General features: G+C 41.0%; 17 protein-coding genes and 3 pseudogenes. 16 read left to right on the forward strand and 4 right to left on the reverse strand.

The window, feature by feature from the left end; all coding sequences use genetic code 11:
- Positions 1-49: 49 nt before the first annotated feature.
- The 3 genes from UYC_RS0131065 (at position 50) to UYC_RS0131075 (ending at position 5,124) form a co-directional block, all read left to right on the forward strand.
- A complete protein-coding gene (locus tag UYC_RS0131065; RefSeq protein WP_016878051.1) occupies positions 50-1,240 on the forward strand; it encodes an esterase-like activity of phytase family protein in 1,191 nt (396 codons plus the stop codon).
- A 591-nt stretch (positions 1,241-1,831) separates the two neighbouring features.
- Positions 1,832-3,469 (forward strand): serine/threonine protein kinase, encoded by a 1,638-nt coding sequence (locus tag UYC_RS0131070; protein ID WP_016878052.1) that lies wholly within the window; start codon positions 1,832-1,834, stop codon positions 3,467-3,469.
- Positions 3,470-3,552: 83 nt separating this feature from the next.
- Positions 3,553-5,124: a serine/threonine protein kinase gene (locus UYC_RS0131075; protein ID WP_016878053.1), complete on the forward strand. Its 1,572-nt coding sequence runs from the start codon at positions 3,553-3,555 to the stop codon at positions 5,122-5,124.
- A gap of 29 nt (positions 5,125-5,153) precedes the next feature.
- Here UYC_RS0131075 and UYC_RS0131080 read toward each other — a convergent pair whose 3' ends face one another.
- Positions 5,154-6,041 carry a 4-hydroxybenzoate solanesyltransferase gene (locus tag UYC_RS0131080; protein WP_016878054.1) on the reverse strand — a complete coding sequence of 296 codons (888 nt, stop codon included), beginning with the start codon at positions 6,039-6,041 and terminating at the stop codon, positions 5,154-5,156.
- 404 nt (positions 6,042-6,445) lie between these two features.
- On the opposite strand from UYC_RS0131080, the gene UYC_RS0131085 reads away from it, so the two are divergent.
- Complete coding sequence (locus UYC_RS0131085) at positions 6,446-8,095, forward strand: Ppx/GppA phosphatase family protein (protein WP_016878055.1); 1,650 nt, start codon at positions 6,446-6,448, stop codon at positions 8,093-8,095.
- 602 nt (positions 8,096-8,697) lie between these two features.
- Here UYC_RS0131085 and UYC_RS0131090 read toward each other — a convergent pair.
- Entirely contained in the window at positions 8,698-9,708 is a 1,011-nt protein-coding gene (locus tag UYC_RS0131090) for a metal ABC transporter substrate-binding protein (RefSeq protein ID WP_016878056.1), read from the reverse strand.
- A gap of 144 nt (positions 9,709-9,852) precedes the next feature.
- Here UYC_RS0131090 and UYC_RS0131095 point away from each other — a divergent pair, with 144 nt between their 5' ends.
- The 4 genes from UYC_RS0131095 (at position 9,853) to UYC_RS0131110 (ending at position 13,917) form a co-directional block, all read left to right on the forward strand.
- The gene (locus UYC_RS0131095; RefSeq protein WP_085951651.1) at positions 9,853-10,620 is read left to right on the forward strand and encodes a metal ABC transporter ATP-binding protein; all 768 of its coding nucleotides are present in this window, start codon (positions 9,853-9,855) and stop codon (positions 10,618-10,620) included.
- A gap of 73 nt (positions 10,621-10,693) precedes the next feature.
- Complete coding sequence (locus UYC_RS0131100) at positions 10,694-11,548, forward strand: metal ABC transporter permease (protein ID WP_016878058.1); 855 nt, start codon at positions 10,694-10,696, stop codon at positions 11,546-11,548.
- A 163-nt stretch (positions 11,549-11,711) separates the two neighbouring features.
- Complete coding sequence (locus UYC_RS0131105) at positions 11,712-12,509, forward strand: HAD family hydrolase (RefSeq protein WP_016878059.1); 798 nt, start codon at positions 11,712-11,714, stop codon at positions 12,507-12,509.
- A gap of 172 nt (positions 12,510-12,681) precedes the next feature.
- Complete coding sequence (locus UYC_RS0131110; RefSeq protein WP_016878060.1) at positions 12,682-13,917, forward strand: DNA double-strand break repair nuclease NurA; 1,236 nt, start codon at positions 12,682-12,684, stop codon at positions 13,915-13,917.
- Positions 13,918-13,956: 39 nt separating this feature from the next.
- Here the strand turns inward: UYC_RS0131110 and UYC_RS38350 are convergent, their stop codons facing one another.
- Positions 13,957-14,151 (reverse strand): hypothetical protein, encoded by a 195-nt coding sequence (locus tag UYC_RS38350; protein ID WP_127011271.1) that lies wholly within the window; start codon positions 14,149-14,151, stop codon positions 13,957-13,959.
- A gap of 184 nt (positions 14,152-14,335) precedes the next feature.
- On the opposite strand from UYC_RS38350, the gene UYC_RS0131115 reads away from it, so the two are divergent.
- The 5 genes and pseudogenes from UYC_RS0131115 (at position 14,336) to UYC_RS39685 (ending at position 21,291) form a co-directional block, all read left to right on the forward strand.
- A complete protein-coding gene (locus UYC_RS0131115; RefSeq protein WP_016878061.1) occupies positions 14,336-15,787 on the forward strand; it encodes a folate/biopterin family MFS transporter in 1,452 nt (483 codons plus the stop codon).
- Positions 15,788-15,951: 164 nt separating this feature from the next.
- Entirely contained in the window at positions 15,952-17,454 is a 1,503-nt protein-coding gene (locus UYC_RS0131120) for a carotenoid oxygenase family protein (RefSeq protein WP_016878062.1), read from the forward strand.
- 432 nt (positions 17,455-17,886) lie between these two features.
- On the forward strand, positions 17,887-19,176 hold the full coding sequence (locus tag UYC_RS0131125) for a Glu/Leu/Phe/Val family dehydrogenase (protein ID WP_016878063.1): 1,290 nt from the start codon (positions 17,887-17,889) through the stop codon (positions 19,174-19,176).
- An 806-nt stretch (positions 19,177-19,982) separates the two neighbouring features.
- A pseudogene (locus UYC_RS40530) lies at positions 19,983-20,255 on the forward strand (HAMP domain-containing protein); the annotation flags it as partial.
- 165 nt (positions 20,256-20,420) lie between these two features.
- Positions 20,421-21,291: pseudogene (locus UYC_RS39685) on the forward strand (sensor histidine kinase).
- A 14-nt stretch (positions 21,292-21,305) separates the two neighbouring features.
- Here UYC_RS39685 and UYC_RS0131140 read toward each other — a convergent pair.
- Positions 21,306-22,640 (reverse strand): cytochrome P450, encoded by a 1,335-nt coding sequence (locus tag UYC_RS0131140; RefSeq protein ID WP_016878066.1) that lies wholly within the window; start codon positions 22,638-22,640, stop codon positions 21,306-21,308.
- 63 nt (positions 22,641-22,703) lie between these two features.
- On the opposite strand from UYC_RS0131140, the gene UYC_RS0131145 reads away from it, so the two are divergent.
- From UYC_RS0131145 to UYC_RS35880, 3 genes and pseudogenes are all read left to right on the forward strand, one after another.
- The gene (locus tag UYC_RS0131145; protein WP_016878067.1) at positions 22,704-23,306 is read left to right on the forward strand and encodes a TetR/AcrR family transcriptional regulator; all 603 of its coding nucleotides are present in this window, start codon (positions 22,704-22,706) and stop codon (positions 23,304-23,306) included.
- A 44-nt stretch (positions 23,307-23,350) separates the two neighbouring features.
- On the forward strand, positions 23,351-24,022 hold the full coding sequence (locus UYC_RS0131150; RefSeq protein ID WP_016878068.1) for a hypothetical protein: 672 nt from the start codon (positions 23,351-23,353) through the stop codon (positions 24,020-24,022).
- A 2-nt stretch (positions 24,023-24,024) separates the two neighbouring features.
- Positions 24,025-25,351: pseudogene (locus UYC_RS35880) on the forward strand (four-carbon acid sugar kinase family protein).
- Positions 25,352-25,383 lie beyond the last annotated feature (32 nt).

Genomic DNA, 25,383 nt, shown 5'->3' on the forward strand with positions numbered 1-25,383 from the left:
GCCATGATATTGTGTTGTTGACTTTTAGATTTTAGCGTCATACTTACCGATGTACTTAATTAAAAAAATATGGAGATTGCCACGTATTTTTTATGTTTTTATCTTAGTTTTAATCATCAGTATATTATTGAGCAATTTAATCTCATGTCCTGTTGAAATCACAGATATAGATTTTATTGGTTCTGCCACTTTGCCTACTGGTTTGACATTTCAAAATACCGAAGTAGGAGGGTTATCTGGTATTACTTATGATGCTAAAAATGACCTTTATTATGCTATATCTGATGACCGCAGTAACAAATCTACTGCTCGCATTTATACCCTAAAAATTGATTTGAGCAAAGGCTCACTCAAAGATGGTAATGTTATTCCTGTTGCTGTTACCCCATTATTAAATAAAGCTGGTACAAATTTTACTGCTGGTAGTGTCGATCCAGAAGGTATTGCTTTAACTAAGAAAGCAACTGTATTTATTTCTTCTGAAGGTGACAATAATCAATTAATCAATCCATTTATCAAAGAGTTTTCTCTTGCTTCAGGAAGAGAAATCGCAACATTACCCATACCGAATAAATTTTTGCCACATCAAAATAACAAGCAGGGTATCCGCAACAATTTAGCTTTTGAAAGCCTTACCATCACACCCAACGAAAAGCATTTGTTTGCAGCCACAGAAAATGCTCTCATTCAAGATGGTTCAGAAGTAAAGCCAAACACTAATAGTCCTTGCCGGATTGTGCAATATAACTTGCTTACCAATCAACCAGAAAAAGAATTTCTTTACTTAACAGAACCCGTTGCTCCATTTTTGAATTTTTCTCGCAAATTTATGGGTGGATTCGCTGATTTATTAGCCCTAGATAATCAAGGAAGCTTTCTAAGTTTAGAGCGACATTTTACTGGCTTAGGATTTTATATTGCGCTGTTCCAATTTAACTTGACAGGAGCCTCTGACATTCATCATATCAGCAGTCTTTTAGCTGTAGATACCAAAAAAATCAAACCTGTTCAGAAAAATTTGCTGTTAGATTTGAGAAAAATTGATGTTTTGTTAGACAATATTGAAGGTTTAACTTTTGGTTCTAAATTACCTAATGGGCAGCGCTCATTAATCCTTGTCAGCGACAATAATTTTAATGTCCTTCAACGTACCCAAATATTAGCCTTTAAACTCAAGATAGAATCTCCAGTATTCAGATTATTGCGTCGTCTTCGTTTAGTTCCAAATTTACAACGCTAGCTTAATATATTCCAAAATATTTCAAGGTGTTAATATCTACGTTTCCAACAATCGGGCAGGATTAAGAACTAATAGGGAGCATTGTCTATAAATATCCGCATTAGAATGAGGTATCTAATTGCGTGCAGCCATGACTTCTGAAAAAAATACAATCGCCAGACTTGTTAGTGCAGATAGCAACCAGAAACCAATTGTAGAACAGTTAGAGAGTGTTAGGTAACATTTCAACTATTAGCTATACATACTAACTACTAAAGAACCAATTTTTCTGGGCAAAGCACAATGGGTTTATAGTATTTCTACGTACCTTACTTTTAAAAGTCGTATATTCACTGACTTTATCAATAAGACTTATTCATGTCTTATTGAGTTTCAGTGGTTTTTCTCATACTTATTAATTAATAATTGTGTTAAATAGGGTTTACAAGCATTTATATCTTTTTTAAGAGGGCTTGAGCAAAAGATTATAATTATTTTTTATTTATTTTTAAATTAGTTTATTAACTTTCAATAATTATTGATTTTTTCTAGTTAAAATTAAGTATGAAATATTTATTTTTTGGCTTAATAATTGGAGAATAGAAAATATTTATGTCACAAAATGGTATTAATGAGAATAATTTACCAAAAATAGAGTTAGACAGTTATATTGGCAAATTTCTAAACAATCGCTATTTAATCAAAGATTTAATTGGTAAAGGAGGGATGGGTAAAGTTTACCTAGCAGAAGATTCAGCTAAAGGTAATATACCAGTTGCGGTTAAACTTTTGTCTATGAATTTAGTAAACCAGCAAATGTCTCAAAGATTTGCTAGAGAAATTTTTATTGGTGCTCAATTAGGTCGCAAAAGTACACATATTGTTCGAGTATTAAGTTATGGTGTAACTGAAGATAAAGTTCCTTTTTATGTAATGGAATATTTGCAAGGAAAAAATCTCAAGCATATTCTTAAGTTTGAACGATTAAATTTATCAAGTTTTTTAGTAATTTGTCATCAAATTTGTTTAGGTTTACAATGTGCTCACCAAGGAGTTAATCTCAAAGGAGAAATTTTTCCAGTTGTTCATCGAGATATTAAGCCAGAAAATATATTTTTAAGTGAAGACACTAAAAATAACCAAAAAGAGAAGATTGTAAAAATTCTAGATTTCGGCATTGCCAAGTTTTTAACCGAACGCTCTGGAATGACTATAACAGAGTCTTTTATTGGTAGTTTACCTTATTGTTCTCCAGAACATATGGAAGGACGCAAGCTATTAGATGTGCGCTCTGATATTTATAGTTTGGGTGTGTTGATGTTTGAAATGTTAACTGGCAAACATCCGTTCCAAATGAAAAGTCATTCTTTTGGTGATTGGTATCAAGCTCATCGTTTTGAAACACCGCCTCCATTTGAGGAAGTTGCACCCCAGATCAAAATACCACAGGAACTAAAAAATTTAGTCATTAGTTGTTTGGCAAAAGAAGTAAGCAATCGACCTCAGAATATTAATCAGATATTAACAACCTTAGAATCTGTTCAGCACCAGTATAATAGAAATATTTCTGACATCAACAATATTTATCCAGGTAAAGATCTAGTACAGTTAGTACCTGTAACTTCATTCTCAGAAAAAATTTGTTTGCAAAAGCAATGGCCTAAAAATAAGCCAATATCTTCAATTTGTTTTCCACATTTACTTTACACACAACAAGGTTTTATACCAACTTTTTGGGCTATGTTACCTCAAAAGGAGATAAATAGTTTTTTAAATAACAATAATTGCGTAGAATTTATTTTCCAAAAAAACCTTTATCCAGTAGTTCTGTGGATTACTGTATTGTCAAATGCACAAGTTCAATTGACAAGATGGTTATCTTATTTTTTGGATTTAAAAGATAATCAAGGACAAAGTATAGTAAAGTGTTTAGCAGATATTGGTTACTATCATCTACTCTTTTTTACCTTAGAAGAACCCAACTATTGCGCCAATGTAATTACTTTATCTTTAACTGCTATTCAACGCCAGCAATTGTTAGATTATTTGGAAATGAAGCACAAAATAGATTCTGTAGTTTCTTTCAATGAAAGCAAAATTATATTAAAGACAGAATATGAAAACATGAAATCAAAAATTATGCAAAGTCTGGCAGAACAACAAGATAAATTAGTTGGTAAAACGTGGTTTGATAAATTGGTTGATATTTTTTCTAATTTATTTTCACATTATTCTAATAAAGATTTTTAAAAGTATATTATTTGTTTGGAATGTTTTATATTTATTTATAAAATTTAATTTTTAGCCTTGTAGATATCGTAGAGGTTGAAATAGTGAATATCAGTTCATATAACTCTACAAGCAATCCAGGGTTGCTTGCCAAACGTTATCAATTAAAAAAAATAATTGGTAGAGGAGGCATGGGAGAAGTTTTTCTAGCAGAAGATACTTTGTTAGGAGGAATATCAGTTGCAATCAAATTCCTGTCTCAAACTTTTTCAGAAGGTAAGATGCAACAGGACTTTGCCCGCGAAGCTCGCATTTGTGCAGCATTAAGTCAACAGAGCCTGCATATAGTGAGGGTAACAGATTATGGTGTCAGTGAAAATGGTAAACCTTTCTATGTAATGGAGTATTTATGCGGCAAGAGTCTCAAAGATTTGATTCCGACACCTTTGCCAATATTTATTGCTGTTTGCCGTCAAATTTGTTTGGGATTGCAATGCGCTCATCAAGGTATTAATATAGACGGTAAAATTTATCCGCTTATACACAGAGACATTAAGCCAGTTAATATATTAGTTGTACCTGATCCGATATTAGGTCAGTTAGTCAAAATTCTAGATTTTGGAATTGCTAAATTTTTAACTACGCAAACAACAATAGTTACTAGTAAAAGCTTTCATGGCACTTTACCCTACTGCTCTCCAGAACAATTGGACGGCAATGAACTAGATAGTCGTTCTGATATTTATAGCCTGGGGGTAATGATGTTTGAGATGCTTACGGGACAAAAACCTTGGCAACCAGAAACAGACTTTTTTGGCGCTTGGTATAAAGCTCATCACTTTCAACCACCACTGACGATCGCCGATGTTAATCCCAATCTCAAATTGCCAGAGAAACTCAATGATTTAATCATGGCTTGTTTGGCAAAATCAGCAAGCGATCGCCCCCAAAATCTAGGTGAAGTTCTCAAAATCTTAGAAAGCATAACCACGGATGGAGCTAAGGAAAAACTTTCTTTGCCATCTACACTACAACCATCTGCCAGTACTCCTCAAGTTGCGATACCTGCCTCCCCTGCTTTTCCATCCTCCTCATCTGTACATTCTGAGTTGCTACCTGTAAAACAAGCTTGTAAAAAGTTGATGTGGCCTAAGGATAAACCGATTCAGGAAATAGTTTTTCCCCAGCTAGTAGATACCGAACAAGGTTCTGTAACAGGACTATTGCTGATGATGTCTCTGCAAAATATCAGCAAATATAATTCTTCCATGCGTTGCAATCAGTTTATTTTTGTCACATCTCCTCACCCAATGCTGCTATGGGTAACTTTACTTTACAGTCAAGAATTTGGCCCTAAGTGGCTACCTTGTTACTTAGATATGAAAAATTCTCACAATCATAAAATAGTGAGTTCTTTAGCTGAAAATGAACGCTATCCTTTGATTTTCTTTACTCTAGAAGCACCAAATTTCTGCGCTAACGTTTTGAGTAGTTACATAGCTTTAGATCAAAGGCAAATGCTGAAAAAATGGGTAGAACAGAGCCAGAGTTTACCAGCTTCATCTTATCTACAGTTGAGTAAAAATTTGTTAAAGCAGCAATATCAACAATTACAATCTCGGATGCTACAGTATGTTGCAGCATCAGGCTCTATTCGTCAAAGTATGTACTATTAAAAGGGAACAGGGAAAAGTGGAAAAATGCGTTAGATTGAAAAACTGCCGATAATCATCCCAGCCAAGACGATAAAACCAATCCAAACATTTTGCCGGAAAATTTCACCATAAGCAGAATTAGGCAAGTCTTTTTGAGTTAAGCGAACAAACTGCCAAATCCAGCCAATAGTAGCTATAGCAATACCGATCCAGAAGGCTAGATGAAGGTGAATGGCAATTCCTAGCCAGGCGAGAAAAAAGACGGTACCACTAAAGAAAATGCCTATTGCCACAGGAGCATAATCGCCAAAAAATAGGGCACTGGAATTGACACCAATGCGCTTGTCGTCATCGCGATCGCTCATAGCATAGACGGTATCAAATCCTAGCGTCCACAGTACTGTTGCGCCCCAAAGTAGCCAAGTTGGGAGGGAAAGGTTCTGCGTCACAGCACTCCAGCTAATTAACACGGCAAAACCCCAGGCGATGGAAAGCACCAACTGCGGTACGGGAAATACGCGTTTAGCACCTGGATAAAGCAAAATCACCGGAACTGCCGCCACAGATAGCCAAAATGAGAGTGGGTTAAGATAGAAAGCAAGAACCGCCGCACATCCAAGTGCTACCAGCGCAACAGCGATACCAACTTTTACAGACAGCGCACGGGAAGCAAGAGGGCGATCGCGTGTTCTTTCTACTTCTGGATCTATATCTCTATCCCATAAATCATTGACTACACAGCCAGCAGCACTTGTGGCGAGAGTTCCCAAAACAATCACGCCAACTAAAGGTAAAGGTGGTTTTCCCGCCGCTGCCAAAAACACAGCCCAAAGGGCAGGAATCATTAATATTAATCGCCCTTCTGGCTTATGCCACCGTAAAAGCCGGGCGATCGCAAGCCATGTTGGTTCCTGTTTGGATTCTGGTGTAGTTAGCATAATTATTTAGTCATTGGTCATTTGTCATTGGTCATTAGTCAGTCATTTGTTAGTGGTTAGTAGCTGGTTGTTCTCCTCTGCTCTTGGTGCTCCCCTGCTTGTCTCCTTGTCCTCTTTAGTACCCGATACCCAATACCCTATCACCAATCCTTAGTTAACACATCTTTACATAATCTAGAATAATTTTATTTGATATTTGTTATTTGATATTTATAAAAGCAAAATCTAAACTGGCAACTTGGAATCAATCTAAATAGTCCTCTTAGTTGCAAGTAGCAGGGTGAATTCTATCGCTCAGGTAAAGTTATCCGGCTTTCTATCTGAGACAAATTTGTTTCACAATACTCGTGCCGTTTAATCGGCGTTGTCGGCTCCTACCATCCTGAATAGAGAGAACAAAATAGATGGTGAATTTAGTTTCTGCTAACTGGGGGAGTATACCAACTCAAACAGGCAAGCAACAGCGAATTATCGCTGCTATCGACTTGGGAACAAATTCTCTGCACATGGTAATTGTGCAGATTGAACCAACACTGCCAGCATTCAGCATTATCGGCAGAGAAAAAGAAACTGTGAGACTGGGCGATCGCGATCTCGTCACTGGATGTTTAAAACCAGAAGTGATTGAAAGAGCGATCGCCTGCTTGCGGCGTTTCCAAGAAGTAGCTAAAACTCTCAACGCCGAGACAATCATTGCTGTGGCAACTAGCGCTGTGCGAGAAGCTCCCAATGGTAAAGAATTTTTACACCAGGTAGAAGTCGAGTTGGGTTTGAGCGTTGACTTGATTTCTGGGCAAGAAGAAGCACGGCGGATTTACCTGGGTGTGCTGTCGGGGATGGAATTTAACAACCAGCCCCACGTAATTATTGATATTGGTGGTGGTTCCACAGAATTAATTTTGGGCGACAGTTATGAGGAGCGAACCCTTACCAGTACCAAAATTGGTGCAGTTCGACTCACTAATGAATTGATCTCGACAGATCCCGTCAGCAACGCCGAATTTCAATACCTGCAAGCCTATGCACGCGGAATGTTGGAACGTTCTGTAGAAGAGATATTGGCGAACTTACACTTTGGTGAATATCCTCGGTTGGTAGGAACTTCCGGTACTATCGAAACTATGGCTACAATCCATGCCAGAGAGAAATTGGGCTTTGTTCCCAATACTCTCAACGGCTATCAGTTTACCCTCAAAGATTTGCGAGAATCGGTTAATCGCTTACGGAAAATGACTAACTCCGAACGGGCGACAGTTCCTGGTATGCCAGAAAAGCGGTCAGAAGTTATACTGGCAGGCGCAGTAATATTACAGGAAGCAATGAGTCTGTTGGGAGTAGAATCGTTAACGGTGTGTGAGCGATCGCTTCGGGAAGGAGTGATCGTAGACTGGATGCTCACTCACAGTTTAATAGAAGACCGTTTGCGCTACCAAAGTTCAGTGCGCCAACGCAGTGTTCTCAAAAGTGCCAAAAAATATCAAGTCAATTTAGAACACAGCGATCGCGTGGCTATCTTCGCTCTCAGTATATTTGACCAAACACAAAGTATTTTGCACAACTGGGGTGCAGAAGAAAGGCAACTGCTTTGGGCTGCCGCCATATTACACAACTGTGGTCACTATGTCAGTCATGATTCTCATCACAAACACTCTTACTATCTGATTCGCAATGGCGAATTACTCGGCTATACCGAAACCGAAATCGAAATCATTGCCAACTTAGCGCGTTATCATCGCAAATCACCGCCCAAGAAAAAGCACGAAAATTTCCGCAATCTCCTGCACAAAGAACACCGACAGCTTGTCAGCCAATTGAGTGCCATCTTAAGATTGGCAGTTGCTTTAGATCGGCGACAAATTGGAGCGATAACACAACTGAAATGTGAATTTTATCCAGAATCGCGACAATTAAAAATGCGAATTTATCCATCTCGCCCTGATGATGACTGCGGCTTAGAACTCTGGAATTTAGATTACAAAAAAGGAGTTTTTGAGGCAGAATTCAATGTGGAATTAGTGGCGAGTTTGGAATCGTCTGCTGTTGTAGTTAGTTAGTAGATTGGTGAATAAAGTAGTGGCGCGACAAGGCTAAAACGGTGTATTAGGTGTAGGTTGGGGAGCCAGTGCGGTGGTGAGGCAGCGCGTTGGGCGGCTACCCTCCGGGAAGCCGCTAGCTAACGCAACGCCTAACGGCGAACGCGTCTAGTGCCGACTTGTAGGCGCGAAGCGACTTCCGAAGGTAGCGACTGCCGTAGACACGAAGTGGCTTCTGAAAGTAAGGGTTTCCCGGCATAAAGCACCTGGCGTTTAAGCGCAGCGCAACCCAAAATGAATCGGGATGTTGGGTCTCGTAAACTCGACCCAATCTACAAAATATAATGCACTAAATTAGTCGTTTCAGTCTATTAGGGTGCATTAACGCAGTGTAACGCACCTTAAATTTTTTCTATGAAGGTTAAATTAAAGTGTCGGAATTAGTAATTATGCCAAAATGATATTAGAAAAACTCAAATACAAATTCTAAGCCACAGGTTGGTTGGGTGAGAAAGCACAAATTTCTGTATTACACCAATCAGCATGAGCGTTGGACGAAATCAAAAACTCTAGAGAAGATATAGCATCTATTGTGTCAAAAAATAAGTTAGATTCATTTTAATTTATTTACTAGCTTGAAACGGCGTATACTTTCCCCCTAGTGCCTCAACAATTGTCCGCGTATTAGACTCAATCATTTTGATATAAGAATCAGCCTCACTTCCAGGCACACCAATCGAATCAGAATAAAGTTGACGTGGTGCTAATTTCACACCTGCTTCTTCGGCAACTGTCTTAATTAAAGCTGGGTTAATAGTTGTTTCTGCAAAAATTGCCGGAACAGCAATTTTTTTAATTGACTCTACCAATCTCTGCACAGTTTGGGCGCTTGGTTGTTCTTCGGTACTAATGCCGATAAGCGTACCTGCAATTGGTATTCCATAAGCGCGTCCATAATATTGAAAGGCATCGTGAGTTGTCACAAGTTTGCGTCTCTGGGGTGGAATCGTTTGGATTTGTTGAGTAACCCAGCTATCCAATTGCTTTAATTCTGTGGTTAGTTGCTGCGCTCTTTGGGTAAATTCTTCTTTATCTTCCGGTGATAACTCAATCAAAGCATCCCGAATTGTGTTTACCATAGCGATCGCATTCTTCACGTCACCCCAAACGTGCGGATCTGGAACTACTTCGCCTTTGCCCTTATCCAGTTGTAAAGGTTTTGCTGCTTCCCCTACTGCTATTTTCCGCGCCTTTGTGCCAGATGCATTCATTAACTTGATTAATCCGGGTTCCAAGTTGTAGCCGTTATACAAAATCAAGTCTGCTTCTTCCAAAACCCTGCTGTCTTTTGGCGTGGGTTCATAAACGTGCGGATCAGTACCTGGTTGGAGAATTCCTGTCAGCTGAATTTCGTCTCCTCCAACTTCTTCTGTTAGATCGGTAATAATGGTACTAGTTGCTACAACTTGCGGCTTGCCATCTATAGTTGCTCTAGAAGAGTTCGATCCCGAACAGCCAAATAACGCAAACCCCAAAAGTACTCCCACAAATAGCTTGTCAAAAGCAAGAGCAAAAAAGACTTTTGACTTCCGCTGATTGGCAATAGTAGTCTCTGCCTTCGGTATTAGTTTCATTTATAAAAAAGATTACTCCCGGCTATAGATGTTTTCATTTTTCTTTCATTTTTATAGTAAACTGAAGCCAATCAGTATGAAAACACTATTGTGAAAACCTTATTTTTTCAGCCAAACTCAATTCCATTCCAGAAAAAACTTGAAATGCCAGTTCCCGTAAGTAAGCCTACTAATACACATGCAACAGAAGCAATTTACATTGCCCATTTAGGAGTGCATTATCGTGAAGTAGAAGCGCTGCGAGATGTTAACTGCATTATTAAACCAGGGAAACTAACAGGAATTTTCGGCCCCAATGGCGCTGGTAAAAGTACACTCATGAAAGCGATGCTGGGATTAGTTCCCAGTCGGGGTATGGTGCTATATCAAGGAAAGCCTTTGATGCAGCAACTTGAAAAAGTTGCCTATGTACCGCAGCGCAGCCAAATAGATTGGACTTACCCCGCCACTGTTTGGGATGTGGTGATGATGGGAAGGGTAAAGAAAACAGGATGGTTGCGTAATTTTAGTGTAGTTAGTCGCCAAGTAGCCAAAGCTGCACTACAACGGGTAGGCATGAGCGAGTACCGTAACCGCCCAATTGGACAACTTTCGGGGGGGCAGCAACAACGCGTATTTTTAGCGCGTGCATTAGCACAGGAAGCGGAAATTTTTTGCTTTGATGAACCATTTGTAGGAATAGATCAGAAAACTCAGTCAGTAATTTTTGAAGTCTTTGATGAACTTACTGCCGCCGGAAAAATAGTCCTTGTTGTCAACCATGACTTAGGAGAATCTATTTCTCATTTTGATGAGTTAATTTTATTAAATCGTGACTTAATCGCTACAGGTTCCCGACAGCAGGTATTAACTGAAGAAAACTTGTCTACTGCCTACGGTGGTAATGTAATGTTTTGGAAAGAGGCAGCGTAATTAGTTAATAGTTAATGGTTAATGGTTAATCGCAATTAACAATTAGCAATTAACAATCAACAAAGAACAAACTATGTTAGAAGCGTTAATTGAGCCTTTACAATACGGCTTTATGCAGCGATCGCTTGTCATTGCCATCTTAGTAGGCTTGTTGTGTGCGGTTGTTGGTAGCTACTTAATGGTGCAGCGGCTAGCTTTGTTGGGTGATGCCATTAGTCACTCGGTTTTGCCGGGACTAGCGATCGCTTTTCTGTTGGGGGCTAATATTTTTATTGGGGCGTTTATCGCGGGCGTGGTGAGTACCATATGCATTGCCGTAATCAGAACGCGATCGCCCATCAAAGAAGACGCGGCTATGGGAATAGTTTTTTCAGCATTCTTTGCTCTTGGTATTACGCTAATTACTGCAATTCAAAAAGAAAATAAAATTGACCTCAATCACTTCTTATTTGGTAATATTCTCGGCGTTACAATACAAGATGTGCGCGACACTGCCATTATTGCTGCCATAGTCTTAATAGTAGTTTTTTTATTATATAAAGAATTGTTATTTTATACCTTTGATCCTTTAGGCGCTCAAGCAGCAGGTTTACCAGTAAATCGGCTCAACTTTGGACTCATGCTGTTGATTGCTTTAACAATTGTCGCCAGCATGAAAGCAGTTGGTGTCATCTTGGTACTATCACTATTAATTACACCAGGTGCAACCGCCTATTTATTAGTTAAACGTTTGCATCAAGTGATGATTTTAGGAGCGGTAATTGGCGTAATTTCTAGTATTAGCGGTATGTATATTAGCTACTTTTATAATTTACCTTCTGGCCCGGCAATTGTATTAGTAGTATCAGGGTTATTTGTGTTGGCATTACTCTTTAGTCCCCAACATGGTGTTTTAAGAATTAAGCAGCTACAGGGAATGAAGGAGTAAAGGGTGATTGGGGTTTGTAGAGACGCGTACACCGCAGGGGTTCCCGTAGGGTAATTTCGCGTCTCTACACCTTATCCTAGTTTTTGGATAAAGACTAACAATAATTACTGATTGGATGTAACTTGATAAAGTAATCTGAAAAAGCAGTTTCAGAATCAAAACGATGAACGTAAATAATCCTAAAATTCTCGCCCTGGATTTTGACGGTGTAATTTGCGACGGACTAATTGAATATTTTGAGGTGGCATGGCGTACATATTGTCAAGTATGGTTGCCAGTTAACGAGACTCCACCAGATGATTTAGCTTCTAAATTTTATCGGCTTAGACCTGTAATTGAAACGGGTTGGGAAATGCCTATTTTAATTAGGGCTTTGTTAGCAGGAATTGCAGAAGAAAAAATTCTTCAGAAATGGGGAAGTATTGTTCAAGAAATCTTACAAACAGAAAATCTGAATGCCAAAGAAATTGGTACAAAATTAGATAAGCTGCGGGATGAGTGGATAGCTACAGATTTAGAGGGATGGTTGAGCCTGCATAGATTTTATCCGGGTGTGATTGATAAAATTAAAGCAACTGTTGCTAGTCTCACTAAGCTATATATTATTACTACAAAAGAAGGACGTTTCGTACAAAAACTGTTGCGACAAGAAGAAGTTTATCTAACACCAGAAGTAATTTTTGGGAAAGAAGTGAAGCGTCCCAAGTACGAAATATTACGAGAATTAATTAAATTACACAATATCGCAGCAGATGCAGTATGGTTTGTAGAAGACAGATTGAAAACATTGCAGGTAGTAGATAAGCAAACAGACTTGCAAGAGGTGAAACTATTTCTTGCAGATTGGGGTTACAATACTCCATCAGAAAAGGTAACAGCCCAAAACGATCCGCGCATCCAGCTACTATCACTTTCTGAGTTTGCTAAAGATTTTTCAGAATGGATAGTGGTTAGTGGTTAGTGGTGAAAAAGTAAAAATAAACTCTTAATTAGCAACTACCTATTACTAACTACTACCTACTAACTACTAACTACTGTACGGGCGGGTTTAAAAGATAAATCCTCGGTTTGAAGCGAAAGATAATCAGTAAAACCCGCCCCTACTAACTACTACCTACTAACAAATAAATTCTATGCTTGACCTTAACAAACTCGCCCGCCAAATGCAGGGTTTGAGCCAACATCTTACGCTAGAAGCTGCTGCTAGCCGCCAACGTTTAGAATTAGCCCAGCAATATCTCTGCAAAGCTTATGATTCACAAACAGAATTAGTACAGCAACAGGAAAAATGGCGCGATCGCATTCTCTTTGCCAATGCAACTCCCCTAGAACCACTCAATACCTGCATTGATATTCCTGTTCCTCCCAAAATTCACACTATCATCGCTACCGACGGTTCCCAAATTGCTCCCAACCACCACGAAATTGCTTATTGCTACCTCCTCAACATTGGCAGAGTCGTCTTGCACTACGGACAAAATAAACACCCGCTTTTAGATAGTTTGCCAGAGGTATTTTATCGTCCAGAGGATTTATACGTTTCTCGTCAGTGGGGAATTAGAACTGAAGAGTGGATGAGTTATCGCCGTACTGCCAGTGAAGCCATGGTATTGGCAGAACTAGCGTGTAGCGTAGCAGAGAACACGGGGAAAGAGGACAAGGAGAATTCTTCCCTCTGCGCGTCTTCTTCTCCATCCCGAATCCCTACCCTCGCAATGGTGGATGGTTCATTAATTTACTGGTTTTTAGAACAATTACCTTTTGATGCACGCGATCGCATCTTACCCCCTATCCTCGAAGCTTGGCGGCAAATGCGTGATGCTCAAATTCCCCTCATGGGCTATCTGAGTGCTTCTCGCAATATAGAAGGAATAAACTTTTTGCGTCTTTTAGCTTGTCCCCATCCCACACCCGACTGCATGAGTTTTTGTCCAAATCAAATGGATAACAAAGTGCCTTGTAAGGTATTTGAACCACTGCGGGATGCTACCCTTTGGGCAACACAACTTAAACCAGGGCAACGCAGCCCTCTGTGGCGTAGCAATGCCCGTATTCTCGACTTATACCAAGGTGAACAAGTTTACTTTTGTTATGTTCACGTTGGTGCAGAAATTGCTCGAATAGAAGTACCTGCATGGGTAGCAGAAAATACACTTTTATTTAATGAATCACTGGGATTAATGCTGGCACAAGTGCAAAAAGGATATGGTTATCCGGTAGCTATAGCCGAAGCACATAATCAGGCAGTGGTGCGTGGTGGTGATAGAACACGTTTCTTTGCTCTGCTGGAACGACAAATGATTAAAGCTGGCTTAAGGAATGTGGGAACTTCTTACAAAGAAGCACGCAAGCGCGGCAGTATTGCATAAAACTAAAAACGTCTATAAGGCATTAAACATAGATTAGGTTTACAGATGCGCGATCGCTTCTTGCAAAATCCGATTTGTTATGCAACAGCCACCAGGTGCAGCCTCCAAACCCTCGTAAACCTTCGTTACCAGGTTGAACCTGGTAACGAGAATTAGAGCCTCTGGCTCGTGTTGAGAACAGTGCAAGATGTCAAACATGGATTCACTAAACCCAGAAACAGAAGCGATTTCCAATCCAAAATCCAAAACGGTATAAGCTGTGGGAACACTTTGGTGCTCGCTGTAATCATACCTTTAACCGATCCATGTGACTGACTTGACAGATAAACAAATTCTGACAAGCGATCGCTCCTTACACCTGACCATGAGAAAATCGATATCATAATAAAAGTCGATAAAACTTAAAATTTGTTTATCAATGCTGATTTCTTCCTCTGGCTTGTCTAAGGTCAAAGACTCGGTAAAGGAGAAGGTTTTTTTCGGTAACGAACCAACTGCCGAACTAATCGCCATTCTCACCGTTTACTTTGTCCAAGGCATTTTGGGGTTGGCGCGCCTAGCCGTCAGCTTTTTCCTTAAAGATGAATTAGGGCTATCTCCAGCTCAAGTCTCCGCACTATTCGGCATTGTCGCTCTACCTTGGATTATTAAGCCACTGTTTGGTTTTATTTCAGATGGCTTTCCCATATTGGGTTATAGACGGCGTCCATACTTAGTCTTATCGGGTGTACTGGGAGCAGTATCCTGGGTGAGCCTTGCAACAATTGTTCACACTCCTTTAGCAGCAACAGTAGCGATCGCTTTTGGTTCCTTGTCTGTTGCTGTCAGTGATGTGATTGTTGACTCATTAGTTGTCGAAAGAGCAAGAGCAGAATCTCAAGCAGAAGCAGGTTCCCTACAATCTTTATGCTGGGGTGCTTCAGCCTTTGGTGGTTTAATCACCGCTTACTTTAGCGGTTTGCTTTTAGAGCATTTCAGCAATCGCACCGTATTTTGGATTACCGCCTCTTTTCCCCTCATTGTCTCCGCAGTAGCATGGTTAATTGCTGAATCTCCTGTTAGCAAAGATTTTAACGATAGTCATAACACTAACTTTCAAAGCATCAAGCATCAACTTGGGCAACTACGTCAAGCGGTTACTCAAAAAGCAATTTGGCTGCCGACAGCATTTCTCTTCATCTGGCAAGCCACACCAACAGCTGAATCAGCTTTTTTCTTCTTCACCACAAACGAGCTGCACTTTGAACCAGAATTTTTAGGACGAGTGCGCCTAGTAACAAGTATTGCTTCTTTAGTAGGTATCTGGATCTTCCAACGTTTCCTCAAAACAGTACCTTTTCGCGTCATCTTTGGTTGGAGTACTGTTCTCTCAGCAGCCTTAGGAATGACGATGTTGCTGTTAGTTACTCATACAAACCGTGCTTTGGGTATCGACGATCACTGGTTTAGTTTAGGCGACAGTCTTATTCTTACCGTAATGGGGCAAATTGCCTATATGCCCGTGCTAGTACTAGCAGCAAGGCTTTGCCCATCGGGAGTAGAAGCAACATTATTTGCTCTGTTGATGTCAGTAACTAACTTGGCAGGATTACTTTCCTACGAATTAGGTGCAGGATTGATGCATTTGTTGGGAGTAACCGAAACCAATTTTGATAAACTCTGGCTTTTGGTGCTTGTTACCAACCTCAGCACGTTGTTACCACTGCCATTTCTAAATTGGCTACCTGCTGCCAACTCTCAAACCGAAACACCGAAAAATCTACCACCAGCAGTATTAAAGGATAAGGAAGAAGCTTTTGTACCCGATTTCATGCCAGAGTTGATGCTGCGAGAGCTAGAATCAGAAACAGTTGATAAGTACAGAAACTAGAATTGTTAACAGGGCAGTGAGTGTGCCCATAGGTTGTTAATTTGGAATTTTTCTACTTTTTAAACCCGCCCATACAAAAGTTAGTTATTTCCTACTAACTACAAATCACTATCTACTAACCACTCACCTTTAATTCTTCCAACATTTCAAATCCAACTATCGATATGCAGACGTTTAAAGTTCAAGAAAACGCCTCAAATTTTCCTGAAAAATCTTACAATCCTAACGAATGGCAGGGAGGATATCAGTCTCTCAAACAAGAGTTTGATTATTGGATAGATGATATAGAAGGGCAAATTCCGCCTGAACTTAACGGTACACTGTTCAGAAATGGCCCTGGCTTGCTAGATATAAATGGACAGCCAATTCATCACCCATTTGATGGTGATGGAATGATTAGCCGCATTACATTCTTAAACGGTCGTGCCCACTTCCGCAACCGCTTTGTTCGCACAGCAGGGTATTTGGCAGAACAAAAAGCAGGAAAAATTCTTTACCGTGGTGTCTTTGGAACGCAAAAACCAGGTGGTTGGCTGGCTAATGCCTTCGACTTCAACCTCAAAAACATTGCCAACACAAATGTAATTTACTGGGGAGACAAACTGCTAGCTCTTTGGGAAGCTGCTGAACCCCATCGACTCGATCCCCACACACTTGAAACATTGGGCAAAGAATACTTCGACAATATTTTATCAGAGGGGGAAGCTTTTGGTGCTCATCCACGCTTCGATCCCAGTTGCCAATTAGATAACGGTGCTCCTTGCTTAGTTAACTTTTCCATCAAGCCCGGACTATCTACTACAATTACCATTTTTGAACTAGACACAACTGGCAAAATTGTTAGAAAGCACGCTCATAGTGTCCCAGGTTTTGCCTTTATCCACGATTTTGCTATTACTCCTAATTACTGCATATTCTTTCAAAATCCTGTCAATTTTAATCCCATTTCTTTTGTCTTGGGAATGAGCGGCGCAGGGGAATGTATTAAGTTTCAACATCATCAACCGACTCGAATTATTATTATTCCCCGGCAACCCAAAGAAAAAAAAGTACAGATTCTTGAAACTCAATCAGGTTTTGTCTTCCATCATGCCAATGCTTTTGAGCAAGATAACGAAATTATTATTGACTCTATTTGTTATGAATCATTACCAGAAGTAGAGCCGGAAAGTGATTTTCGTAAAGTTGATTTTGATGCCCTCAAACCAGGACAACTGTGGCGATTTAATCTTAATCTAGATCATAAAACAGTGCGGCAAAAGTTAATAGAAAGCCGTTGTTGTGAGTTTCCCAGTTTGCATCTTCAAAAAGTTGGACGATCGCATCGTTATTTATATCTAGGTGCGGCTCATGCTCCTAGTGGTAACGCTCCCTTGCAAGCATTTTTGAAAATAGATTTAGAGTCGGGAGAACGTCAACTTTGGAGTGCTGCACCCCAAGGCTTTGCCAGCGAACCAGTGTTTGTACCCCGTACCAATTCTCAACACGAAGATGATGGTTGGGTTCTAGCTCTGGTTTACGATGCTGCTCATCATCGTTCCGATGTGGTAATTTTAGATGCACGTGATTTTAATCAGGGGCCAATAGCTAGGCTGCATCTTAAGCATCATATTCCCTATGGGCTACATGGTAACTTTACTTCTGAGGTATTTTTAGCAACAAAATAGTTATTAAATCTTCTGTATTTTCACATACCCTCGTTACCAGGTTGAACCTGGTAACGAAAACTAGAGCCTCTGGCTCCCCCAATCATCGGGTGCAAGATATCAGCCTCCGACTAGAGTAGAGCAAATTTGCCTGGCAAACTACTATTTTGACAAGTCACAGGTGTTCAGATCCCCGACTTTTCTAAAAAGTCGAGGACCTATCTATAAGCTCTGATAATAAAAAAGGAACACAGACTAAAAGTATGTTTTTTATCTGTGTTCATCTGTGTGTATCTCTGGTTTTCCTTATATTACTATCATTAGAGTTAGCAAAAAAACTACGGTTAGAAAATTTTGTAACAAAAACTACAAAAATTATATTTTTTCCAAAAATAAAGGATAGGCTAGGCGTATAATCCGGTTCGCATCAATAGCGCGATTGGAGAATGCTTTATGATTTCAACATCCCTACAACCGCTGGAAGCTCCTTCTCCAGCATTTATTTGCCCGTTCGATCAAGCTTGCAGCTATCTAGATGCGGCAGCGCGAGAACTAAAGCTCGATCAAGGTTTATTAGAAATTCTCAGTCGTCCGCGCAAGGTAGTCACGGTGTCTCTTCCTGTCAAACGAGATAATGGAGAAATCCAAGTTTTAGCAGGGCATCGAGTCCAACACTGTGATGTTTTAGGCCCCTACAAAGGTGGTATTCGTTACCATCCGGCAGTGACTTTACGGGAAGTCTCGGCATTGGCAATGCTGATGACTTGGAAATGTGCGCTCTTGGGCATTCCCTACGGTGGCGCAAAAGGAGGTATTGCCATAGATCCCAAAAGTTACAGTGTAGGCGAACTAGAACGAATTACGCGGCGTTATACGAGTGAATTAATAGACAATATTGGCCCGTCAGTAGACATTCCTGCACCAGATATGGGTACTTCAGCCCGTGAAATGGCGTGGATGATGGACACTTACTCGGTAAATGTTGGTCATGCGGTACCGGGAGTTGTAACTGGTAAGCCTCTTTCTATCGGTGGTTCGCGAGGACGGGAAATGGCAACCGGACGCGGCACAATGATTATTGTCAGGGAGGCACTGGCAGAACTCGGTCAGTCACTAGAGGGAACGAGAGTAGCCATCCAAGGCTTTGGTAATGTTGGTAATGCAGCAGCTTTATTACTGCACCAAGCAGGAGCCATAGTAGTGGCTGTTTCTAACAGTGCTGGAGGAGTTTATTCGGAAGTCGGTCTTGATATCCCGGCTTTGAAAGCCTATGCTGCCAAAAATCGGGGGAGCGTGGTTGGTTTCCCGCAAGCATTAGCAATTAGCAATGATGAGTTACTAACTTTACCCTGCGACGTTTTGATTCCCGCTGCTTTGGAAAACCAGATCTCAGAAGAAAATGTGGATCAGGTGCAAGCAAAGATAGTAGCAGAGGCAGCTAATGGCCCGGTGACTCTGGAGGCAAGCCAAGCCTTAGAGGCACGGGGTGTAACGATACTGCCGGATATACTAACGAATGCTGGCGGCGTAGTGGTGAGTTATCTGGAGTGGGTACAAGGACTTTCCTACCTATTTTGGGACGAAGAACGAGTGAACCGGGAATTGGAAAACTTAATGGTGCAGGCATATCAGCAAGTGATCCACCATGCTAAGAAACGGCAGATGAGCCTAAGATTAGCAGCTTATACTTTGGGGGTAGGACGTGTTGCTCAGGCGTTGCTAGATAGAGGTTTGTATCCTTGATTTGATCAGTGCTTTCGTAGTTCGAGATTTTTTCATGTTTCCAGGTTTTGGTTTAAGAAAGAGTAAAGATATCTAGGAATTAATGCTCAGGTGTTAACACCAATTGATTCTTGGGAAACTTAGCCATAGAGACAGTCTGAAATTTCTTCATTAACTCGCTGTTATCGCTGCTTTTTTTGTGAATTCTTACTAAATCTATGGCTCGCTCACCCAAAACCTCAAAAATCTCTGTAGTCTGGTTAGGGCAATGGTTAAGTTACCTCAAGGTTGGTCAAAAGATAGCCTTGGGGTATGGACTTGCCTTGGGTGTAGCAGTTTTGGGCACAACCGCCGGATTTACGATCGCCGATTACTACCAGAAGCAAGCGCTGAAGCTAGAAGAAGATGCTGTTGAAGAGTTAAATCTACTCAATCGCTTGTACAGTAATGTTCTAGAAACACAATTGCACCAGCAACAGCTAATTGCTTTACCAAAAGAGTCACCGCTTTGGCAGAAAAAGTACACTCAATATTTAGAGTATTCGGCTAAAGCTAAACAGGTATGGTCTGAATTCAAGTCTGTGAATGGGAATATCGACGATGACGATGATCCTGATGAAGAGAGAGAGGCAGTCAACCGTGTTTTGCAAACCTACGATCATTTTGAAGTCTACTTGCAGCAGGTAAAAAAACTTTTGCAGCAAGTAGCGTCGCGTCGTTCCCAGGTAGGGGAGATAAGCACCGAGCAAATTCAAACACAGTTTTTGAATTTAAGTACAGACTCAGACTTTCAGCTTGATGCCTTCTCTGAAGACTTGAATCAGCTGATGAAGATCACCTTTGAAGAGTTTGAGCAGGCAGAGACTATCTTCAGAGCTACTATCAAACTCCGATCGCAGATTATTTTCATTAGTCTACTACTATCAATTGCGATCGCTGCCCTATTAGCTTCATACACCAGTCGGGCGATCGCTCGTCCGATCCAAGCTGTGACAAATGTAGCCCAGCAAGCCACCCAAGACTCTAACTTTGATTTACAAGCGCCCGTCACCACTCAAGATGAAGTAGGTGTATTAGCCTTCTCTCTCAACCAGCTAATTCAACAAGTTAAGCAACTATTAAAAGAGCAAATCGAGGCTAATGAACAGTTAGAAGCCAAAGTTGAAGAAAGAACCGTACAACTGCAAGAAAAAACCTCAGAATTAGAAGCAATTTTGAATGCCTTTCCCGATTTATTCTTTCGGATAGCAATAGATACTACTGTCTTGGATTACAAAGCAGGTAATCAAACTTCCGATCTGTATGTACTACCAGAGGAATTTTTGGGCAAGCGGTTGGTAGATATTTTCCCTCCCTCCATTGGAGAAAAACTCAACCGAGTAATTGTACAAGCCCAGCAAACTCAATCTCTAGTCAGTATTGAGTATTCCTTGGTGATGCCTAATCATAAAGAACACTATGAAGGACGATTAATTCCCTTTACAACCGAACAATTTATTTTTATTGTGCGGAATGTAAGCGATCGCAAACAGGCAGAAAAGGCACTGCGGCAATCGGAAGCAAGACTGAGGAAACAAGCACAAGATTTAGAACAGGCATTCAAACAACTCCAAGAAACCCAATTTCAACTGGTGCAAAGTGAAAAAATGTCCAGTTTAGGTCAATTGGTGGCAGGAGTTGCCCACGAAATTAACAATCCAGTCAACTTCATTCATGCCAATCTTGCCTATGTTTTTGAGTACGCTCAAAATTTACTTAGACTGCTAGAGGCATATCAAAAATATATCCCCAATCCACCCTTAGAAATTCAAGCAGAAATCGAAGCTACAGATTTTGACTTTTTGAGTGAAGACTTGCCGAAAGTTTTGAACTCGATGCAGGTGGGATCGGAACGTATCAAAGAAATTGTTCTCAGTTTGCGGAACTTCTCGCGCTTGGATGAAGCCGAATTCAAACTTTTTTACTACCAAACCTGTGGGTAAAGGGACAGGATTGGGTTTATCCATCAGTTACCAGATTGTCACCAAAAAGCACGGTGGTAAGTTGTTGTGCAACTCAGCACCAGGAAGGGGAGCGGAATTTATTATTGAAATTCCGATTCGGCAACAAGTCGGGCAACAGTTATCGTACAACTGAAGTCTTGTACACATTTAGCGCCGACTAAACTTTACCTTCAACCCATCGCGAGGACGAGAAAACGGCAATACAACTCGCTCCAGGTTTTGTCCAGGTACTAACTCCCATTTGTAATCGCGAACTAACAAAGCAGCAAAGAGTTTCATTTCTAATCTGGCAAATTCTTTACCCAAGCATTCTCGTATACCCCCACCAAATGGAATATGACTGAAAAGTTTTTGCTTATCTTGCGTTCGCTCTGGTGAGAATCGATCCGGATCGAATTGCTCTGGGTGTGTGTAAATCTGACTATCTTGATGAGTTTCCGGTATTTGATAATACACATCCCAACCTTGTGGAATTAAATACCCACCGAATTCACAAGACTCCAGCACTTTTCGCGAGCCGCTCCGAACTACAGGTGGTGCAATTCGTAACACCTCTTTCAGTACTTGCTCTAGGTAAATCATTTGCTTCAAGGTTTCTTGAGTCAATTGAGTTGGAAATCCTAGTTGTGCTTGTTCTGTACGCACGGCTTCGAGTACCTTGGGATGTTGAGCCAGTAGCAAACACAGAGAAGTTAATGCCGACGTTAGTGTTTCATGTCCCGCGATCAACATTCCCAGAATATTGTCTTTGATGGCTGCTCGGCTGAGTGAATTTCCGGCTTCGTCTTTGGCAACCAACAAAATACTCAAAACATCTTTCTCGCTTGAAGGATGCTGTTGACGTTCATCGATTAAGCTATCAAATCGGGCAAGCAGTTCTTCCCGCGCTCGCACTGCCCGATCAAACTTGCTACCCGGAAACCGAACTGGAATCGTCAACAGCCCCTCGCTCCAAGCTTCGTAAACTTTTTCTAACGATTCATCTGCAGCAGTACTCACACCTACAAATAAACGACAAGCAATATCGAGGGTGTATTTTTTCAACTCTTCATACCAAGTCAGCGTTCCCATTTGCTCCCACTTTTGCAAGTAACGCCGGGTTACTGCTTCCATTGCGATCGCATAATTTTCTAAGGCTCTTGGCTGGAAAGCCTGAAACAGTTGACGGCGCAGGATTTGGTGAGCCGCTCCTGTCTGCACGCCAATTGATTTTGCACCGAGTAGAATTTCAAAATTCGGCGTATTTGTCATCTCCAATTTTTGCCCGTCATTGGAGAAGAGAAACCGCGCCGCATCTGCCCCGATCAAAACGATGGTTGGGCGAGCAAAAAGATGGGTTTTAAAGATGTTGCCATGCTGCTGTTGTCGTTTGGCAATAAAGCCTGCTGGATCGCGCAAATAGCTAATCGATTCCCCGATCGCAGGTAAACCTAATCGCCCAGGAGGTAGGGGGAGGGTTGACTGAGTTGAAAGATTGATCATGCTTTCCTCGTTCTTGAACGAGTATTACGATACGCTACTGTTTCGTAAATTATACTAGCATCTATGAACCAGAGTAACAAAAAGCAGGGAAGACCCCGTAGTACTCAATCTCATCAAGCGATATTGCAAGCGACTTTGGAGTTACTTGCAGAATTTGGGTTTGATAGTATGAGCATTGAGGCGATCGCATCTCGTGCGGGTGTTGGCAAAACAACTATTTACCGACGCTATAGCTGCAAAGAGGAATTAGTTGCCGATGCGATCGAGAGTGTTCGGGAGGAGGTTGTCATCCCGAATACAGGCAGTCTTTGGGGTGACATAGAGGCGTTAATTGAGAACTCGGCTCAAATTACCCTTAGTCCTCTTGGGCGAAAAACAGTAGCCATGATTATTAGCAGTGCATCCAGCAATTCTCAGTTCGCTCAAATTTACTGGGCAAAATATCTCCAACCTCGACGGCAAGCATTTGCAATTGTTTTAGAACGGGCAAAAGCAAGAAATGAAGTTCAGGCAAATCTAGATCCCGGTTTAGTCTTCGACGTAATGAGCGGAATTATGCTTTATGCACTCATCTTTCAACCCACAATCGAGTCATGGGAGTGTTATGTTCGGCGTGCTTTACATCTTTTTTTGACAGAAAACTCGCTAGCCGATCAAAAGTCTTAAAATACGATAGATACACTACCGGAGCTTCCATAGGAGTATCTTCCGTGCAGCCGGATTTAATAGGCTTGGAAATCACAAAAGGAGAATTAAGAAGATTGACAGGAGTCAATCCAAATCATGTTCTCCGCCCTTCTATTATGGAAAATCGCGAGCAGCGATTGGGATTTTTGATGAAAGAAGTTAGAGAAACGCTGCTGTTGACTTTAATAATTGTCGGGTTAGTGTATGCGTTAATTATTTTGCCAACAATTGGCTCTGCTATTTTTTTGGGGATTGGTTTGTTGATTGCAATATCTATTGCAGTGATTGTTGGGCGTTGGCTGTGGCGACGGCTTGCCTACTCTAAAACCCTAAAAATGCTTTTGAATGAAGTTGATAAGTATCATGCCATTATTCAAGCAGTAGATAATTATGACCAAGTGATATTATCTCGGCAATCGGAAATTAATATACCTGACAGAGAAACAGCGATCGCTGCCCTGCAACTGTTGAGAGAAGATTTAGTACAAGCTCTAAAAATCGAGCGAATGGTACGAGATCGGAAAAAGCTGCCTACTGATAACCAAGAGTTACTTGTCAATAATCTAGCCAATCTGCAAGCCTTAGAAGCCAATGCCCAGGTAGATGAATACACTCAATTCTTAAATAAATTGTTGCAGATTGACCTTGATGTACAAACCCTGGTAAGAAAATTACAGTCGCCCGGTAGACAATAAAGATGACCGCTAAACCAAAAGTAATTGTTCTGGATGACGATCCTACGGGTTCTCAAACAGTCCACAGCTGTTTGCTACTAATGCGCTGGGATGTGGATACTTTACGCATGGGGTTGCAGGATGAATCACCAATTTTTTTCGTACTGACAAATACCAGGGCGCTACCTCCAGAATCGGCTGCATCTGTAACCAGAGAAGTTTGTCACAACCTGAAAATTGCTTTAGCTGCCGAAAGTATTCAGGATTTTCTCATTGTCAGTCGTTCTGATTCAACTTTGCGTGGACATTATCCAATTGAAACCGATGTCATCGCCCAAGAACTAGGCCCCTTTGATGCTCATTTTCTCGTTCCGGCATTTTTTAGAAGGGGGACGGATCACTCGTGACAGCATACATTATCTCATCATTGACGGTGTACCAACCCCAGTTCACGAAACCGAGTTTGCTCGTGATTCGGTATTTGGTTACCACCACAGCTACTTGCCGCAGTATGTAGAAGAAAAAACCCAAGGACAGATCAAGGCTGATTCTGTAGAAAGATTTTTACTAGCAGATATTCGTGCTGGTAGTCAAGAACGCTTGATACATCTCCATGACAACCAATGCTGTGTTGTCGATGCCGAAACTCAAGCCGATCTCGATCGCTTTGCGCTAGATCTACTATCAGCAGCAAGTCAGGGGAAACGCTTTTTATTTCGCAGTGCTGCCAGTATCTTAACTGCTTTGGCTGGGCTACCTCCCCAACCCATTGCCCCCGAAAATATGGCAGAGTATGTACGTGGTGGCAAACCAGGTGCAGTTATTGTTGGTTCTCATGTCAAAAAAACAACTCAGCAGTTAGAAACACTGTTGCAAGCAGAAGGTGTGGTGGGTATTGAAATTGATGTAGCTCATTTGCTCAATCAGACCGACCAATCTGCTACACTGCTAACCGATGTTCTTCAAAGTATTCATACGGCACACAACACTGGTAAAACACCAGTGATTTATACTAGCCGCAAAGAACTCACTTTTGAGGATGTCAACACACGTTTGCAGTTTGGAGCGAAAGTTTCAGGCTTCTTGATGGATGTTGTCCGGGGTTTGCCATCTGATATAGGATTTTTAATCAGTAAAGGTGGTATCACCTCTAACGATGTCTTGAGTACTGGTCTGAACTTAACTTCTGCACGATTACTAGGTCAAATTTTACCCGGTTGTTCAATGGTGCGGACTCCAGAAAATCATCCCCAATTTCCTAATTTACCAGTGGTGCTGTTTCCAGGTAACGTTGGTGATACTAGTGCTTTGGCAACAATTTATCAAAGATTAAATATAAAGACTGGGTAATAATTTGCAACTTTCCAAAATGCAGTTACACA

The sequence above is a fragment of the Chlorogloeopsis fritschii PCC 6912 genome, assembly GCF_000317285.1.
Taxonomy (GTDB): domain Bacteria; phylum Cyanobacteriota; class Cyanobacteriia; order Cyanobacteriales; family Nostocaceae; genus Chlorogloeopsis; species Chlorogloeopsis fritschii.

Bases quoted from the DNA above. Each gene is read 5' to 3' on its own strand.
- UYC_RS0131065 (WP_016878051.1), top strand. From the start codon at position 50: ATGTACTTAATTAAAAAAATATGGAGATTGCCACGTATTTTTTATGTT.
- UYC_RS0131070 (WP_016878052.1), top strand. From the start codon at position 1,832: ATGTCACAAAATGGTATTAATGAGAATAATTTACCAAAAATAGAGTTA.
- UYC_RS0131080 (WP_016878054.1), bottom strand. From the start codon at position 6,041: ATGCTAACTACACCAGAATCCAAACAGGAACCAACATGGCTTGCGATC.
- UYC_RS0131085 (WP_016878055.1), top strand. From the start codon at position 6,446: ATGGTGAATTTAGTTTCTGCTAACTGGGGGAGTATACCAACTCAAACA.
- UYC_RS0131090 (WP_016878056.1), bottom strand. From the start codon at position 9,708: ATGAAACTAATACCGAAGGCAGAGACTACTATTGCCAATCAGCGGAAG.
- UYC_RS0131095 (WP_085951651.1), top strand. From the start codon at position 9,853: ATGCCAGTTCCCGTAAGTAAGCCTACTAATACACATGCAACAGAAGCA.
- UYC_RS0131100 (WP_016878058.1), top strand. From the start codon at position 10,694: ATGTTAGAAGCGTTAATTGAGCCTTTACAATACGGCTTTATGCAGCGA.
- UYC_RS0131105 (WP_016878059.1), top strand. From the start codon at position 11,712: ATGAACGTAAATAATCCTAAAATTCTCGCCCTGGATTTTGACGGTGTA.
- UYC_RS0131110 (WP_016878060.1), top strand. From the start codon at position 12,682: ATGCTTGACCTTAACAAACTCGCCCGCCAAATGCAGGGTTTGAGCCAA.
- UYC_RS0131115 (WP_016878061.1), top strand. From the start codon at position 14,336: ATGCTGATTTCTTCCTCTGGCTTGTCTAAGGTCAAAGACTCGGTAAAG.
- UYC_RS0131120 (WP_016878062.1), top strand. From the start codon at position 15,952: ATGCAGACGTTTAAAGTTCAAGAAAACGCCTCAAATTTTCCTGAAAAA.
- UYC_RS0131125 (WP_016878063.1), top strand. From the start codon at position 17,887: ATGATTTCAACATCCCTACAACCGCTGGAAGCTCCTTCTCCAGCATTT.
- UYC_RS0131140 (WP_016878066.1), bottom strand. From the start codon at position 22,640: ATGATCAATCTTTCAACTCAGTCAACCCTCCCCCTACCTCCTGGGCGA.
- UYC_RS0131145 (WP_016878067.1), top strand. From the start codon at position 22,704: ATGAACCAGAGTAACAAAAAGCAGGGAAGACCCCGTAGTACTCAATCT.